Origin of the sequence: Nitratireductor arenosus (assembly GCF_009742725.1) — a bacterium.
GTDB classification, from domain to species: domain Bacteria; phylum Pseudomonadota; class Alphaproteobacteria; order Rhizobiales; family Rhizobiaceae; genus Mangrovimarina; species Mangrovimarina arenosa.
Genome location: NZ_WPHG01000002.1, coordinates 260,858 through 275,663, shown reverse-complemented (window position 1 = coordinate 275,663; position 14,806 = coordinate 260,858). Strand labels below are relative to the sequence as shown.

The 14,806-nt window shown below is 66.6% G+C and carries 14 protein-coding genes; 9 read left to right on the top strand and 5 right to left on the bottom strand.

The window, feature by feature from the left end; translation table 11 throughout:
* Position 1: 1 nt before the first annotated feature.
* A complete protein-coding gene (locus tag GN330_RS08260) occupies positions 2-964 on the top strand; it encodes a M23 family metallopeptidase (RefSeq protein ID WP_156712216.1) in 963 nt (320 codons plus the stop codon).
* A 105-nt stretch (positions 965-1,069) separates the two neighbouring features.
* Here the strand turns inward: GN330_RS08260 and GN330_RS08255 are convergent, their stop codons facing one another.
* Both GN330_RS08255 and GN330_RS08250 read right to left on the bottom strand, forming a co-directional pair.
* Entirely contained in the window at positions 1,070-1,546 is a 477-nt protein-coding gene (locus tag GN330_RS08255) for a DUF1772 domain-containing protein (protein WP_156712215.1), read from the bottom strand.
* Between the two features lie 340 nt (positions 1,547-1,886).
* Positions 1,887-2,597, bottom strand: coding sequence for a nitroreductase (locus GN330_RS08250; protein ID WP_156712214.1), 711 nt, complete (start codon positions 2,595-2,597; stop codon positions 1,887-1,889).
* 410 nt (positions 2,598-3,007) lie between these two features.
* Here GN330_RS08250 and GN330_RS08245 point away from each other — a divergent pair, with 410 nt between their 5' ends.
* Entirely contained in the window at positions 3,008-4,198 is a 1,191-nt protein-coding gene (locus tag GN330_RS08245) for a pyridoxal phosphate-dependent aminotransferase (RefSeq protein ID WP_156712213.1), read from the top strand.
* A 28-nt stretch (positions 4,199-4,226) separates the two neighbouring features.
* Here GN330_RS08245 and GN330_RS08240 read toward each other — a convergent pair whose 3' ends face one another.
* The 3 genes from GN330_RS08240 to GN330_RS08230 are packed head-to-tail and all read right to left on the bottom strand — an operon-like array spanning position 4,227 to position 7,341.
* Positions 4,227-5,822 carry a 5-guanidino-2-oxopentanoate decarboxylase gene (locus GN330_RS08240; RefSeq protein WP_156712212.1) on the bottom strand — a complete coding sequence of 532 codons (1,596 nt, stop codon included), beginning with the start codon at positions 5,820-5,822 and terminating at the stop codon, positions 4,227-4,229.
* Complete coding sequence (locus GN330_RS08235) at positions 5,822-6,475, bottom strand: TetR family transcriptional regulator C-terminal domain-containing protein (protein WP_156712211.1); 654 nt, start codon at positions 6,473-6,475, stop codon at positions 5,822-5,824. Before GN330_RS08235 ends, GN330_RS08240 begins: the two co-directional genes overlap by 1 nt.
* Entirely contained in the window at positions 6,472-7,341 is an 870-nt protein-coding gene (locus GN330_RS08230) for a dimethylarginine dimethylaminohydrolase family protein (protein ID WP_343040442.1), read from the bottom strand. The genes GN330_RS08235 and GN330_RS08230 overlap by 4 nt, the downstream gene beginning before the upstream one ends.
* Before the next feature lie 212 nt (positions 7,342-7,553).
* Between GN330_RS08230 and GN330_RS08225 the strand changes: the two genes are divergently transcribed.
* The 7 genes from GN330_RS08225 (at position 7,554) to GN330_RS08195 (ending at position 14,805) form a co-directional block, all read left to right on the top strand.
* Positions 7,554-8,366, top strand: coding sequence for an ABC transporter ATP-binding protein (locus tag GN330_RS08225; RefSeq protein ID WP_156712210.1), 813 nt, complete (start codon positions 7,554-7,556; stop codon positions 8,364-8,366).
* Positions 8,367-8,438: 72 nt separating this feature from the next.
* Positions 8,439-9,191 (top strand): transporter substrate-binding domain-containing protein, encoded by a 753-nt coding sequence (locus GN330_RS08220; RefSeq protein ID WP_484549432.1) that lies wholly within the window; start codon positions 8,439-8,441, stop codon positions 9,189-9,191.
* A 107-nt stretch (positions 9,192-9,298) separates the two neighbouring features.
* Complete coding sequence (locus GN330_RS08215; RefSeq protein ID WP_246188635.1) at positions 9,299-10,024, top strand: ABC transporter permease; 726 nt, start codon at positions 9,299-9,301, stop codon at positions 10,022-10,024.
* Positions 10,024-10,836, top strand: coding sequence for an ABC transporter permease (locus GN330_RS08210; RefSeq protein ID WP_156712207.1), 813 nt, complete (start codon positions 10,024-10,026; stop codon positions 10,834-10,836). The genes GN330_RS08215 and GN330_RS08210 overlap by 1 nt, the downstream gene beginning before the upstream one ends.
* Positions 10,837-10,964: 128 nt before the next feature.
* Complete coding sequence (locus GN330_RS08205; RefSeq protein WP_156712206.1) at positions 10,965-12,002, top strand: BMP family protein; 1,038 nt, start codon at positions 10,965-10,967, stop codon at positions 12,000-12,002.
* Positions 12,003-12,150: 148 nt separating this feature from the next.
* Positions 12,151-13,671: an ABC transporter ATP-binding protein gene (locus GN330_RS08200; RefSeq protein ID WP_156712205.1), complete on the top strand. Its 1,521-nt coding sequence runs from the start codon at positions 12,151-12,153 to the stop codon at positions 13,669-13,671.
* A gap of 84 nt (positions 13,672-13,755) precedes the next feature.
* The gene (locus GN330_RS08195; RefSeq protein WP_156712204.1) at positions 13,756-14,805 is read left to right on the top strand and encodes an ABC transporter permease; all 1,050 of its coding nucleotides are present in this window, start codon (positions 13,756-13,758) and stop codon (positions 14,803-14,805) included.
* The last annotated feature ends 1 nt before the right edge of the window (position 14,806 follow it).

The window sequence follows — 14,806 nt, the reverse complement described above, 5'->3', positions numbered from 1 at the left end:
TTTGGATGAAAGCGGTTTGAGGGAACGGATTTTCGTTCCCGCACGGAGAATTCCCCGGAAGGAGGTGAGAGTGGGTTTCTTGATCATTGTTCTTCTCGCCGTCTGCATTTTTATGCCCTTGTTCTACACCGTCCGGGTCTTGCGTCTGGCCGAAGGCTCGAAAACCGGCTGGTTCATCGTTGTCGCCGACGCCACGGTTTTCGTCTCGCTGATTTTTCTCGTCGGCCGCTGGGACATCGCCGGATATTATACCCGGTTCGTCTTGTTGGGCCTGTTCTGCGCCGCGATCCTGTGGTCGCTGCGCGCGCATCTTTCGCTGCCCTGGCGCCCCGGAGCGAGCGCGTTGAAAAAACACTGGGCATCGATCGTCACGCTTGTGCTATTTACCGGCGCCCTCCTCCACGTTCTCTCAGGGATGTCCCCGCCGCCCGACACACGGCAATTGGCATTTCCTCTCCAAGGCGGGCGATTCTTCGCCGCTCAGGCCGGCGCAGTCGGAATTCTCAACCGCCACGCCGGACATTCGACACAGCGCTTTGCCGCCGATATCACCGCGCTTTATCCCAGCGGGTTCCGCGCGCGCGGGATCATGCCGAACGAATTGGAGAATTATGCCGCCTTCGGCGCCGCCGTCGTCAGCCCCTGCGCCGGCGAGGTGGTTGCCATACGCACAGACCTCCCCGATCTCGTGCCGCCGGAGAGGGACCGGGACAATGCCAGCGGCAATCACGTCGTCCTTGCTTGCGGAGACCTGGCGGTCGAGTTGGCGCATCTCATGCAGGACAGTGTGCACGTCGAGGTCGGAGAGCAGGTCTCGATCGGCGATGCGATCGGCAAGGTCGGCAATTCAGGCAACACGACCGAACCGCATCTGCATGTTCACGCCTTCGACCCGGCAACCGATAGGGGCGTGCCGATCGCATTCGATGGACGATTTCCCGTGCGCAACGACGTGTTCGAGTAGGTCGCCGCTCCCATAGCTTACCCGGCACATGGATTGCGCAACGGGTAAGGAAACACCCGTGCTACCTCCGTTGCTCCTCCAAAACCCGTCCGGTTGAGCGCCCGTTCAAGATGAGCCGCGCTGCAAGGACGCGTCCGGCTTCCAGACCAGCGCCGCCAGTGTTGCGCTCAAAAGCGCGAGGAACGTGATAACGGCGTTGATCGCATGCCCGTTTTCCCACTGCGCGCGCACGGGACGCCACGCCTGCGGCAATATCGTCCATTGCTCGGTCACCGCGTTCATCGGCGCCACGCGCGTGAGGAACACGATAAGAACGGCCGCCATCAGCACGAACGCCAGGGATGCCAGCAGTGCCGGCAGCGTTTGAGTGCGGCTGAAAAACGCCAACGCCAGTGTTGCGGCCAAGGCGCCGAAAAGCACGAAAGCAGCGTAAGACCAACCGGCATAGATTTGCTGGACCGCGAAATAGGCTTCCCGGTCCATGATGATTTTCCCGGGATATTCAATCAGGTGCGCGGCCTGAGGAACCATATAGATCGCAATGAGAATGATCGAAAGAAACTGCAAAATCCGTGCAAGCATGGCCACTGAAGTCCGATTTTCGTTCTCCTATGCGATTGCAACGCGTGGGATCGGAACCGGTTCCAGGTTCCCTCGGCGACGATACCCAGAACGGCAGCCGCGACACGGCCACGTTTCATCGTGACGGGGCACCGGACCAGTCGTATCCAACCGTCACATACGCACGATTGCCGACAATGTTACTGCGTTACTGCCGCCGTAGGCATTCGCAAAAACCGGCCGTGATCTTCCGGATACGCCCGATGCGCTTCAGCCTGTTGAATTTGGGCCTGTCTCGATCCTGAAATCGGATCCCACTTTAGCCCTGACCCGGCGAGCGAAGGGCCGTAGCCTTCCCGTTTCAGTCGATAAAGGTCACGAACTCTTCGAGATCGGCGCGCTCCGTGCGCAGCTTGTTTTCCGGCTTGGACGTGTCCTCGTGGCCGAGCGCCATGCCGCATACCACGATCTCCTCGTCGGGGATGCCGAGCACGGGCCGGATCTGGCGATGGTAGGGCGCGAACGCCGCCTGCGGGCAGGTATGCAAGCCCCTGCCACGCGCGGCCACCATGATGTTTTGCAAAAACATGCCGTAATCGACCCACGACCCCTGGTTCAGCCGGCGGTCGATAGTGAAGATCATGCCGACCGGCGCGTCGAAGAAGACGAAATTGCGGTCGTGCTGGGCACGCATCTGATTGACGTCGCGGCGTCCGATGCCGAGATGGCCGTAGAGCGAGAATCCGACCGCGCGGCGGCGTGACAGATAAGGCTCGAAGAACTGGTCCGGATAATAGCGGTATTCGTCCCACTTGGCCTTTTCGGCCCTGATCCCGGAATTGAGGATGGCATCGGCGATCTGGCGTTTCTTTTCGCCGGTCGTCACATAAACCTTCCAGGGCTGCATATTGGTGCCCGACGGCGCACGGCTCGCGACCTTGAGAATATCGCGGATCGTCTCCTGGTCGACCGGATCGGACAGAAATGCGCGCACCGACCGCCGCGAAATGATCGCCTCGTCGACGATGTCGGCGTCCAATACCGTGTCGTTGTGTTTGTCTGGCGCCAGCATCCCGCCGTCCCTAACCTGCTTCGCGTCCAGTCGCGCGGTCGTTGCGCGCCAAGACCATCCTTACCGTAACCGTCGCGGCGACGGTCGCACAACAGGCTCGTGTGCTGACCCACTCCGCTATCCCGTCCTTCCTTCGCATATTGCCGGCGACGGGTCGACTCCGCCGGGGCGCAACCCTCACACGGCGTCCCGGCGCCGATTTCCTATCATAAACCGCAAAAAGGCGATTGGACTTTTCACGACGAAAGCGGCTTTCTAGGCGGACGCGGCGGATTCTTGGCGGACATCACGCTGCGGTCGAAGCCGATACGTCAGGAGGCGCGGCTGGCGGGGTGGACAAATCACGCGCGCTCGCGAACCATGCGGACCGGCGCGCTGAGTGCGCCCTAGCGTTTTCGGAAGGCCTCCAAATGCCCAACCCTTCGTCCCGCATCTCCGGCATCACCCCCCATGGCAAGGATGGCTGGGAGGTTCATTTCGCCGCCATGACACGCAAGCAGGCCGGCGAGGACATCATGATGCTGTCGGTCGGCGATCATGATTTCGACACGCCGGCCAAAACCGTCGAAGCCTGCGTGGCAGCGGTCCGCCAGGGCCGCCACCACTACACGCAGCTCGCCGGACTGCCCAGGCTGCGCGCGGCCATGGCCGCGATTTCGGCGCAGGCGACCGGCCTCGAGACGCGCCCCGATCAGGTGATCGCCACGCCGGGCGGCCAGCTTGCCCTGTTCGCCGCCGCCCAGGCCACGCTCGACCCCGGCGACCACGCGATCATGATCGCGCCCTACTACGCCACCTATCCCGGCACGTTTCGCGCCGCCGGCGCCGATTTCACCGTCGTGGAAGCGCGCGCCGAGGACGGGTTCGAGCCGCGCGCTGAAGCGATCGAGGCCGCCATCCGCGACAATACCCGGACGCTGCTGATCAACACGCCGAACAACCCGACCGGGGCGGTCTATTCGCCCGACACGCTGGAGGCGATCGCCGCCCTGTGCCGGCGCCACGATCTCTGGTTGATCTCCGACGAGGTCTACTGGACCTTGCCCGGCAGCAAGAAACATGTCTCGCCGCGCGCCCTGCCCGGCATGGCCGAGCGCACGCTGGTGATCAATTCCATGTCCAAGAGCCACGGCATGACCGGCTGGCGGATCGGCTGGCTGACCGCGCCGGCCGATCTCGTCGCCAGGCTGGTGAGCCTCAACCTGGTCACCACCTACGGCCTCAACGACTTCGTCAGCCGCGCCGCGATCGAGGCGCTGGAAAACGCCTATGGGGTCGACGAGATCGCCGAGCGCTATGGCGCCCGCCGCAAGGCCTTTCTGGACGCCGTGCGCGGCTTCAACGACATCACGGTGCGCGGCTCGCAAGGCGGCATGTATGTCATGCTCGACATCTCGGCCGTCGATTTCGATTGCGAGCAGTTCGCCTGGCGCTTCCTGGAAGCGGAAAAGGTCGCCGTCATGCCGGGGCTCAGCTTCGGCGAGGCCGCGAGAAGCCATATCCGTATCAGCCTGTGCCAGAGCGAGGCCGTGCTGCATGAAGCCGCCGACCGGCTGCGTCGCTTCATCGCCGGCTACGGCGAGCGCCGCCGCTCCGCCTGAACGCCCTCATCGCGGACGCGGGTCTTTCTCAAAGCTCCGGCGCGCCGGCAAGCTCGATCAGCGCCGGGCCGCCGGCGCGCCGCGCCCGCGCCACCGCCGCGCCGAGATCTGCCAGCGCTCCGATCCGCTCGGCGGCCATGCCGTAGGCGGTGGCGACAGCGCAAAAATCCGGCGCCGACGGGCGCACGCCGACCGGCACGATACCGGCCGCGCGCATCGACGCCTCGATTTCTTGGAAACCGCGATTGTTCCAGACAACGAAGATCACCGGCGCGCCCTCGTCGACCGCCGTGCCCAATTCGGCCAAAACGAACTGCATGCCGCCGTCGCCGCTCAGGCAGATCACCGGCGCGCCCGGCCGGCCGAGGGCCGCGCCGATCGCCGCCGGCGGCCCGTAGCCGAGCGCGCCATAGCCGGTGGCGGCGTTGAACCAGCCGCCCGGCCGGTCGTGGTCGTAAAAAAGATTGCCGGCATAGATCGCCTGGGTGGAATCACCGACGATGGTCGCGCCGGGCACCGCGCTGCGGATCGCCTCGAGCGCGCCGACATGGGTCCGCATGCGCTGCCCGATCTCGTCCCATGCATCGTCTCGCGCCTTCCGGGCGCGTTCGGCGCCCGTGCCTGCCGAACCATCACCGCCGCCGCCGAGGGCCGCGACCAACGCCGCGGCGGTGGCCGCCGCATCGCCGGCGAGCGCGACCGCGCACGGGGTTTTCTCGAGCTGGCCGCCGTCGCAATCGACCCGCACCAGATTGGCGAGCGCCGGCATCCCGCCATCGGCATAGACGTCGTAGTCGGTCGGCCCCATTTCGGTGCCCAGCGCCAGCACCGCATCGCTGTCGGCCAACAAGGCGCGCACCGCTTTCAGGCTCGGGCTTGCCGGCACCGCCAGCCGATGGCCATGCATGATGCCGCGCGCATTGGCCGTCGAAATCACCGGCGCGTCGAGCCGTTCGGCCAGCCGCGCGACGGCGTCGGCCGCGCCGCGCGCGCCGCCACCGATCAGGATCGCCGGTCGGCGGGCCTGGGCCAGGATCTCAAAGGCGCGGTCGCGCTCGGCCTTGGCGGGCGTCGCATGTAGCGGTCGCGGCGCGGTCTCGAGGGACAGGTCGCCGGCAGGCAGGCCCATCACGTCGAGCGGGATCTCGATATGAACCGGGCCCGGCCGGCCGCAGGCGAGACGGTCGAAGGCGCGACTGACGGTTCCGCCGAGGTCCTGCGGCCGCTCGACGCGTTCCGACATCAGGCACACGCTGCGCATCAACGCGCGCTGGTCGGGCAGTTCGTGCAGATGGCCGAGCCCCCGGCCGAGGCTGTCTAGCCGGTTGACGCCGGAAATCACCAGCATCGGCACGCTGTCGGCGCGCGCCTGGGCGATCGCGGTGACGGCGTTGGTCAGGCCGGGTCCGGTGATCAGCAGGGCCACGCCCGGCCGGCCGGTCGCGCGCGCATAGCCGTCGGCCATGAACCCCGCCGCCTGCTCGTGACGCGGCGTGACGTGCCGGATAGGCGAGCCCGCAAGGCCACGATAAAGCTCGATCGTGTGGACGCCGGGAATGCCGAACACCGTGTCGACCCCATGCGCCTCCAAAAGCGCAACCAACGCCTCGCCGACTGTCTTCATCAATGCCCGCTCCCTGCACGGCCCGGCAGGTCGACGCCGAGTTGCGCGGCGACGCTGGCAATCGCGATTCCAGCCAGTTCGCCCTCGCCAAACAGGCTGCTGGCCATGCAGCCCTCGATCCATAGCCCGTCGATAATGGCGTTGATGGCGATCGCATGCCGGCGCAGCATCGCCGTGTCAGCGGGGCGGCCGGCTTCCTCCAGCACCGCGCCCACCAAGCTTTCGACCTCGTCGCGAAAACCGAGATAGCCTTCCCGGTGCACGGCGGCGAGCGCGGTATCGGCATGGGCGCGGGCGATGAAGCCGGCCCACAGCGAAAAGATGCGCGCGTCGACGACCGGCGGACCGAGATTGGCGCGCACGAAGGCGGCAAGCCGCTCGGCCGGGCGCGCCTCGCGCGCGGCGAGCGCGTCCTTGGCCTGGTCGGTCATCCTTTTGACCACCGCCGCATAGGCGGCCTGCAGGAGGTCCGCCTTGCCGGGGAAATAGTGCCGGATCAGTCCGGCGCTGACACCGGCGCGCAACGCGATCGCCCGCACCGTTGCGCCTTCGATGCCGTTTTCAGCCACGCAGTCCAGCGTTGCCTCGATCAGATCCCGGCGGCGACGCCCCTCGCCTTCGCGGCGAAACTTGCGGCGTCCATTGGTCGTCATTGCCGCAGGATCGGCCGGGTCAGGCAGGTCGGCCCGCCCTCGCAGGCAATGCACAAAGCATCGGCCTCGAAGGTCGCGACGCTGCAGCCGGCCCGTTCCATCGCCGCCTTCGTCCGGGGAAAGCCGGCAACCGCGATCGCCGCCCGCGGCGCGGTCGCCAGCACGTTGAGCGACAGCCCGTTGCTGGCCGCGAATTCGTCCGGATCGCCCTCCACCAGCACCATGCCGCGCGCCCGCAGCATCTGCCAGAACGGCGCCGGCAGCAGCGGCGCATGGACCAGCGCCAGATCGTCGGCGAGTGGGCTGATCACCGACATCAGATGCAGGCAGGCGTCGGCCCCGTGCCACAAAGGCAGGTCGAAACCGTGCACGGTCACGCCCAGCGGTTCGAGGATCGCGGCCAGTTGGCCGATACCGGCCCCGTTGGTGCGTACCCCGCGCCCCACGGCAAGCGTGGACGGGTCTAGCCACACGCAATCGCCGCCCTCGACCTGGCCCGGCGCCGCGATCCGGCCGAGAACGGGAATGCCGAGATCCCGGTAATGTGCCTCGTGCAGGCCCGGCTCCGGCCCGCGCAGCGCCTTGCCCATCGACAGGATCACCGCGCCGCGATCGGTCATCAAGGACGGATCGTGGGTGAAGACGGAATCCGCCAGCCCGTCGGCGCCGTCGAGCCAGTCGATCCGCGCGCCGGCTGCTTCCACCAGCGCGCTTAGCCGCGCATGCTGGGCCGCCGCCCTGGCCGGATCGAATTGCGGTCCGTAATGCCAGCGCGCCGGATCGGCGCCGCGCATGGCGGTGCCGGCGGAACACATCAATACGCGCTTCAGCGGCGCGGCCATGGATTGCGAGCCGTATTGCGTCACGATTTTTCCATTCCTCCGGCCCACGAAATCGGGCGCCCGTATTTATACGCTTGCATAACAAGCCGGCAAGTGCCGTAATGGCCTCGAAAAACAAAGGCCGGTCCGCCGCCACAGCGACCACGGATCCGGCGAAAGAAACGGGGAACGATGCGACAGGCGATGGCGCACCGGGTGGGTCTGCGGGTGTTCGATACGCCGCGAAAGCGTGACCGATGACGGTCGCGGCCGCGCAACCCGAAGCACAAGAGCCATCCGGCACACCGGCCGAGGCGATCCATGTGGAGGACCTGCACAAGAAGTTCGGCGCCCTGCACGTATTGAAGGGAGTGTCGCTGTCGGCGCGCGACGGCGAGGTGGTCGCCATCATCGGCGGCTCGGGATCGGGCAAGTCGACGCTGCTGCGCTGCATCAATTGTCTGGAAAACCCCACCAGCGGCATCATCCGCGTCAATGGCGAGCAAATCCGGCTGAAACCGGACGGCCACGGCGACATGATGCCGGCCGACCGGCGCCAGATCGAGCGCATCCGCTCCCGGCTCGGCATGGTGTTCCAGAGCTTCAATCTGTGGAGCCACATGACGCTGATCGAAAACGTCATCGAGGTGCCGGTGCATGTGCTGGGCATCGCGAGGGCCGAGGCGATCGCAACCGGCGAGGCGCTGCTCGAACGGGTCGGGCTGGCCGAAAAGCGCGATGTATACCCCGCCTTCCTGTCCGGCGGCCAGCAGCAGCGCGGCGCCATCGCCCGCGCGCTCGCCGTCGAGCCGCGCGTCATGCTGTTCGACGAACCGACCTCCGCGCTCGATCCCGAACTGGTCGGCGAGGTGCTCAAGGTGATCGCCGACCTCGCCGGCGAGGGCCGCACCATGGTGCTCGTCACCCACGAGATGAAATTCGCCCGCGAGGTCGCCAGCCACGTCGTCTACCTGCACCAGGGCCTGGTCGAGGAGGAAGGCCGGCCCGAAGACCTGTTCGGCGCGCCGAAATCCGACCGGTTGCAGCAATTTTTACGCACGGTCGGCTGAGACAGCAATCAGGGAACCGCAACCAAACAAAGGGAGTTTTCCATGAAATCCTTCGCCAAATTCGCCGCCGGCATGTTCGCGGCCGGCATGATGTCGCTCGGCGCGGCACAGGCAGAGACCGTCAAGGTCGGCATCGCCGCCGAACCCTACCCGCCCTTCGCCTCGCCGGACGCGTCGGGCAAGTGGGTCGGGTGGGAAGTCGAGATCGCCGACGCGATCTGCGCTGCGGCCGAACTCGACTGCGAGATTACGCCGGTGTCGTGGGACGGCATCATTCCGGCGCTCAACGCCAAGAAGATCGACTTCATCGCCGCTTCCATGTCGATCACCGCCGAGCGGATGAAATCGATCGATTTCAGCGACAAATATTACAATACCCCGACCGGGATCGCCGGCGCCAAGGGCGTCGAGATGGACGCCACGCCCGATGGGCTGAAGGACAAGATCCTCGGCGTCCAGGTCTCCACCGTGCACGACGTCTACGCCAAAAAACATTTCGGCGATGCGGTTGCCGAGATCAAGGTCTACCAGACCCAGGACGAGGCCAATGCCGACCTGGCCGCCGGCCGCATCGACGCCACCCAGGCGGATTCGCTCGCCCTCGACGCCTTCCTGCAAACCGACCAGGGCAAGGCGTGCTGCGAGATGAAGGGCAATGTCGCGCCCGATCTGGACGTGTTGGGACCGGGCGTCGGCTTCGGCGTGCGCAAGGGCGAGGACGATCTGAAGGCCAAGCTCAACGCCGCCATCGGGGCGATCCGCGACAGCGGCAAATATAACGAGATCACCAAGAAATATTTCGATTTCGATATTTTTGGCGGCTAGCCGACGCCAGAGCTTGAACGCCCCTCGATCGGCACGCCGCCGGGCGGCGCCGGCGGGGGGCGCGACGCGCATTCACCGCCGGAGACAAGCACCTGCTTGAGACCCTGCTGCAACTGAGCCTTTTCGACCTGCTCGCACCGAGCCCGCCCGGCTGGGGCGGAACGCTGCTGCGCGGCCTCGCCAGTTCCGTCCAGATCGCGCTCGGCGCGTTCGGCATCGGCCTTGTGATCGGCACCGCCGGCGCATGGGGCAAGCTTTACGGCGGCCCGGTCGTCCGCGACCTGTTGGAGGTCTACACCACCGTGGTGCGCGCGGTGCCCGAACTGGTGCTGATCCTTTTGCTTTATTACGCCGGCACCGATCTGGTGAACCGGGCGCTGGAGGCCTTCGGCTACCCGCCGGTCGACATTTCCGGCCTCGTCGCCGGCATCGCCGTGCTCGGCGTCGTCCAGGGCGCCTATTCGACCGAAGTCATTCGCGGCGCCATTCGCGCCATCCCGCAGGGCCAGATCGAGGCCGCGCGCGCCTACGGCATGGCGCCCGGCCTGCTCCTGCGCCGCATTACCCTGCCGGCAATGCTGCCCTACGCCATACCCGGCCTGGCCAATCTGTGGCTGATCGCCACCAAGGACACCGCGCTGCTCGCCGTCGTCGGCTTCAACGAACTGACCCTGGCGACCCGCCAGGCGGCCGGCGCGACCAAGGCCTATTTCACCTTCTTCGTCGCCGCCGGCGTGCTCTATCTGCTCCTGACCCTGTTTTCCAACGTCATCATCGCCCGCGTCGAGCGCTGGGCGCGTCGCGGCATGCCGCATGTCGGAGGCGCGGGCTGATGGCAAACGTGATCGAGGTCACCGGCAAGCCGCTGCCGCCGCTGCGCGCCTGGCTGAAACCGCACCGCATCGTGCTGATCGCCATCGCGTTGGCGCTCGCCGCCTATGCCGGCTGGACCATGCGCTGGGACTGGATCCCCGACTATGCCCCGCTCGCCGTCGAGGGGCTTTGGCGCACGCTGTGGCTGCTGGTCGTGACCTGCATGCTCGGCTTCGCGCTCGCCGTGCCGCTCGGCCTCGCCCAGGCGGCCGGGCCGGCCTATCTCGCCTTGCCGGCGCGCGCCTTCTGCACGGTGATCCGCGGCACGCCGCTTTTGCTGCAATTATGGCTGCTTTATTTCGGGCTCGGCTCGCTGTTTCCGCAATTTCCCTGGATCCGCGGCTCGGAACTGTGGCCGTATCTGCGCCAGGCCTGGCCCTATGCCGTGCTGGCGCTGACCATGTCGTTCGCCGGCTACGAGGGCGAGGTCATGCGCGGCGCCTTTGCCGGCGTGCCGCGCGGCCAACTGGAGAGCGCGCGCGCGTTCGGCATGAGCCGCTGGAAGATTTTCCGTCGCATCTGGCTGCCGCAGGCGATCCAGCGCGCGCTGCCGACACTCGCCGGCGAGACCGTGCTGCAGCTGAAGGCGACGCCGCTGGTCGCCACGATCACCGTCGTCGACATCTACGCCGTGTCGAGCCGTGTGCGCCAGGACACGTTCATCATCTTCGAGCCGCTGCTGCTGCTGGCGCTGGTCTATCTGGTCATCACCGGGCTGATCGTCCTCGCCTTCCGGCGCCTCGAAGCCCGCGTTCCCGCCAGGCTGGGCTGAGCGCGCGACACCGGTGGGCAACGCGCCGATCGCGATTGCCGGGCGGCAAAATTTCTTCTAGTCTTTACCAATTGATAAAAAATGAGGCGGGCAACGTCCTCGCGCACGTTCCAACCAGAGGTGGACCCATGACGAAATTCTCTCCCGGATCAGCATCGTCCCTCGTCTCGCGCCGCACCGTTTTGAAGGTCGCCGGCGCCACGGCGGCCCTTGCCGGCGCCGCCACATTGCCCACCAGACTGTTCGCCCAGGAGCCGGTCAAGGTCGCCGCGATCTACACGGTGCCGGTCGAACAGCAATGGGTCAGCCGCATCCACAAGGCCGCCAACGCCGCCAAGGACCGCGGCGACATCGACTATGTGTTTTCCGAGAACGTCTCCAACAGCGATTATGAGCGCGTGATGCGCGAATATTGCGAGGCCGGCCACCAGCTCGTCATCGGCGAGGTGTTCGGCGTCGAGGACGCCGCCCGCACCGTTGCCGCCGACTACCCCGACACCGCCTTCCTGATGGGATCGAGCTTCAAGCCCGACGACGCCCATCCCAATTTCGCGGTGTTCGACAACTATATCCAGGATGCCTCCTACCTGACCGGTATCATCGCCGGCGCGCTGACCAAGTCGAACAATATCGGCATGGTCGGCGGCTTCCCGATCCCCGAGGTCAACCGGCTGATGCACGCCTTCATGGCCGGCGCGCGCGAGACCGCGCCCGACATCGCCTTCCAGGTCGCCTTCATCGGCTCCTGGTTCGACCCGCCCAAGGCCAAGGAGACCGCCTTCGCCCAGATCGACGCCGGCGCCGACATTTTGTACGCCGAGCGCTTCGGGGTCTCCGACGCCGCCCAGGAGCGCAAGCTTCTGGCGATCGGCAACGTCATCGACACCCAGGCCGACTATCCCGAAACCGTCGTCGCCTCGGCGCTGTGGCATTTCGAGCCGACGCTCGACAAGGCGATCGCCGAGGTCAAGGGCGGCTCCTTCAAGGCCGACGATTACGGCATCTATTCCTTCATGAAGCATGGCGGCTGCTCGCTCGCCCCGCTCGGCACGTTCGAGGGCAAGGTGCCCGACGCGGTGATGGCCAAGGTGGCGGAGAAGGAAAAGGCGATCAGGGACGGCTCGTTCACCGTCGAGATCAACGACGAGGAACCGAAATCGAGCTGATCGAACGGCCTCTCCCACAAGGGAGAGGCCGGATCGGCATTTTGCCATCCGCAATCGACCCGCGATCCGGGCGAAGGCCGAGACGTCGTTTCGGCGGCCTTCGCTCCAACGCGCAGAAAGGGTCGTGACCGTCGCGACCGGGATCCCGATGACCGCCACACCCGTCCTGCATCTGCACAACATCACCAAGCATTTCGGCCCGCTTGTTGCCAACGACGCCATCTCGCTCGAACTGCGGCGCGGCGAGGTCGTGGCGCTGCTGGGCGAAAACGGCGCCGGCAAGACGACGTTGATGAACATCCTGTTCGGCCACTATGTCGCCGACGAGGGCACGGTCGAGGCGTTCGGCAAGGCCTTGCCGCCCGGCGATCCGCGTGCGGCGCTCGAAGCCGGCGTCGGCATGGTCCACCAGCATTTTACCCTGGCCGACAACATGACGGTGCTGGAAAACATCGCGCTCGGCACCCAGTCGTCCTGGTCGCCGCGCTTCGACCGCGCCACGGCGCTCGCCCGCATCCGCACGCTTGCCGCCGATTTCGGGCTCGCCGTCGAACCGGACCAGACGGTCGCAAACCTCACCGTCGGCGAGCGCCAGCGCGTGGAGATCCTCAAGGCGCTTTATCGCGACGCGCGCGTGCTGATCCTCGACGAGCCGACCGCGGTGCTGACGCCGATCGAGACCGAGGCGCTGTTTGCAACCCTGAAGAAACTGGTCGCCTCGGGGCTTTCGGTGATCTTCATTTCCCACAAGCTCAACGAGGTGCTGGCGATCAGCGACCGCGTGCTGGTGCTGCGCGCCGGCCGCCTGTCGGGCGAACGCGAAACCAAGGGCACGACGCGCCAAGAACTGGCCGCGCTGATGATCGGCCAGGAAATCGCGCCGCCGGCGATCGCCGAGGCCACGCCGGGACCGGTGCTGCTCGAATGCGAGGCCGTTTGCGCCGCGCCCGCCTCCGGTCCCGTCGGCCTGGAAAGCGTCTCGCTGGCGCTGCGCGGCGGCGAAATCGTCGGGCTGGCCGGCGTGTCGGGCAACGGCCAGACGACGCTGGCGGCACTGTTGTCGGGCATTCACCGTCCGCGGTCGGGACGGTTTCGCATCGCCGGCGAGGCGGTGGAGACGTGGTCGCCGGCGATCGCGCTGCAGGCCGGCGTCGCCCGCATCCCCGAGGACCGGCACGCTGTCGGCACGATCGGCGACATGAGCGTCACCGAAAACGTCATCGCCGAGCGTTACCGCTCGCCGCGTTTTTCCCGGCACGGCTTTCTCGACTGGGCCGCCGCGCGCGGTTTCGCCGAGGAGCTGATCCGCGATTACGACGTCAAATGCCCCTCGCCGGAGGCGCGCGTGCGCCTGCTTTCGGGCGGTAATATGCAAAAGCTGATCCTCGGCCGGGCGCTCGATCCCGATCCGAAGATCATCCTGGCCAACCAGCCGACGCGCGGGCTCGACGTCGGCGCGATCTCTTATGTGCACCAGAAACTGCTGGAGGCGCGTGCGCGCGGCGCGGCGGTGCTGCTGATCTCGGAGGACCTCGACGAGATCCTGACGCTTTCCGACCATGTCTGCGTGATGTTCAAGGGCCGGCTTTCGCCGCCCTCGGTGCGCGGCGAACGCTCGGTGCGCGAGCTTGCCGAACTGATGGCCGGCCACGGCATGGAGGCGGCATGACGGTGTTTCCCCGCCCCGCGATCGCACGTGCCGCCCGGGGGCCCGGCTGCGACATCCTCCACAAAGGCCTTGGACGCCCTCATCATGCGGCTTGAACCCAAATCCGCACCCTCGCTCGCCGCCACGCTCGCCTATCCGGCGGGCGCGATCCTGGCCACCATGGCGATCGCCGCCATTTTGGTGCTGGCGGCCGGCGCCTCGCCGCTGTCGGTGTTCGCGCTGGTGGCCAAGGGCGCGGCCGGCTCGCAATTCGCCCTGCTGGAAACCCTGACCCGCGCCACGCCGCTGATCTTCACCGGGCTTGCGGTCGCGGTCGCCTTTCGCGCCAAATTGTGGAATATCGGCGCCGAAGCCCAGCTTTACGCTGGCGCCATCGTCACCGTCGTGCTCGGCACCGGCGCCCTGCCCCTGCCGGCGATCGTCCTCATCCCGCTGATCATGCTGGCCGCGATGACGGCCGGCGCCCTGCTTCTGCTCGGTCCGGCCTTCTTGAAAACCCGGCTCGGCGTCGACGAGGTCGTCACCACGCTGTTGTTGAACTTCATCATGCTGCTCGTGGTCTCCATGCTTCTGGAAGGCGTCTTGAAGGACCCGATGGGGCTCGGCTGGCCGCAATCCGAACGCGTGATCGCGGAGGCCAAGCTGCCGCGCATCGTCAGCGGCAAGCGCCTGCATTACGGCTTCGTGATCGCCGTCATCGCCGCGCTCTGGGTCTGGGTGATCATGAAAAAGACCGCGCTCGGTTACGAGATGCGCGCCGTCGGCCACAACCCCGCGGCCGCGCGTTTCGCCGGCATCCCCGTCAACACGGTGCTGATGAAGACGGCGCTCCTGTCGGGCGGCCTGGCAGCGCTCGCCGGCTTCTCCGAAGTGTCGGGACTGAAGGGCAACCTTACGCTCGATCTGTCGCCGGGCTTCGGCTACACCGGCATCGTGGTCGCCATGCTCGCCATGCTCAATCCGCTCGGCGTCATCGCCGCGGCGATCTTCGTCGCCGGCATCTTCGTTGGCGCCGACGCCATGAGCCGCACCGCCGACGTGCCGAGCTACATCGCCAACGTCATGACGGCGACCGCATTGCTGACCATGGTCACGGCGATCATGCTGACGCGTTACCGCATCCGGTGGAGGTGAG

Excerpts from the sequence above, each read along its gene's own strand:
- GN330_RS08205 (WP_156712206.1), top strand. The coding sequence starts at position 10,965 with ATGACGAAATTCTCTCCCGGATCAGCATCGTCCCTCGTCTCGCGCCGC.
- GN330_RS08235 (WP_156712211.1), bottom strand. The coding sequence starts at position 6,475 with ATGACGACCAATGGACGCCGCAAGTTTCGCCGCGAAGGCGAGGGGCGT.
- GN330_RS08220 (WP_484549432.1), top strand. The coding sequence starts at position 8,439 with ATGTTCGCGGCCGGCATGATGTCGCTCGGCGCGGCACAGGCAGAGACC.
- GN330_RS08240 (WP_156712212.1), bottom strand. The coding sequence starts at position 5,822 with ATGAAGACAGTCGGCGAGGCGTTGGTTGCGCTTTTGGAGGCGCATGGG.
- GN330_RS08255 (WP_156712215.1), bottom strand. The coding sequence starts at position 1,546 with ATGCTTGCACGGATTTTGCAGTTTCTTTCGATCATTCTCATTGCGATC.
- GN330_RS08245 (WP_156712213.1), top strand. The coding sequence starts at position 3,008 with ATGCCCAACCCTTCGTCCCGCATCTCCGGCATCACCCCCCATGGCAAG.
- GN330_RS08210 (WP_156712207.1), top strand. The coding sequence starts at position 10,024 with ATGGCAAACGTGATCGAGGTCACCGGCAAGCCGCTGCCGCCGCTGCGC.
- GN330_RS08250 (WP_156712214.1), bottom strand. The coding sequence starts at position 2,597 with ATGCTGGCGCCAGACAAACACAACGACACGGTATTGGACGCCGACATC.
- GN330_RS08195 (WP_156712204.1), top strand. The coding sequence starts at position 13,756 with ATGCGGCTTGAACCCAAATCCGCACCCTCGCTCGCCGCCACGCTCGCC.
- GN330_RS08200 (WP_156712205.1), top strand. The coding sequence starts at position 12,151 with ATGACCGCCACACCCGTCCTGCATCTGCACAACATCACCAAGCATTTC.
- GN330_RS08225 (WP_156712210.1), top strand. The coding sequence starts at position 7,554 with ATGACGGTCGCGGCCGCGCAACCCGAAGCACAAGAGCCATCCGGCACA.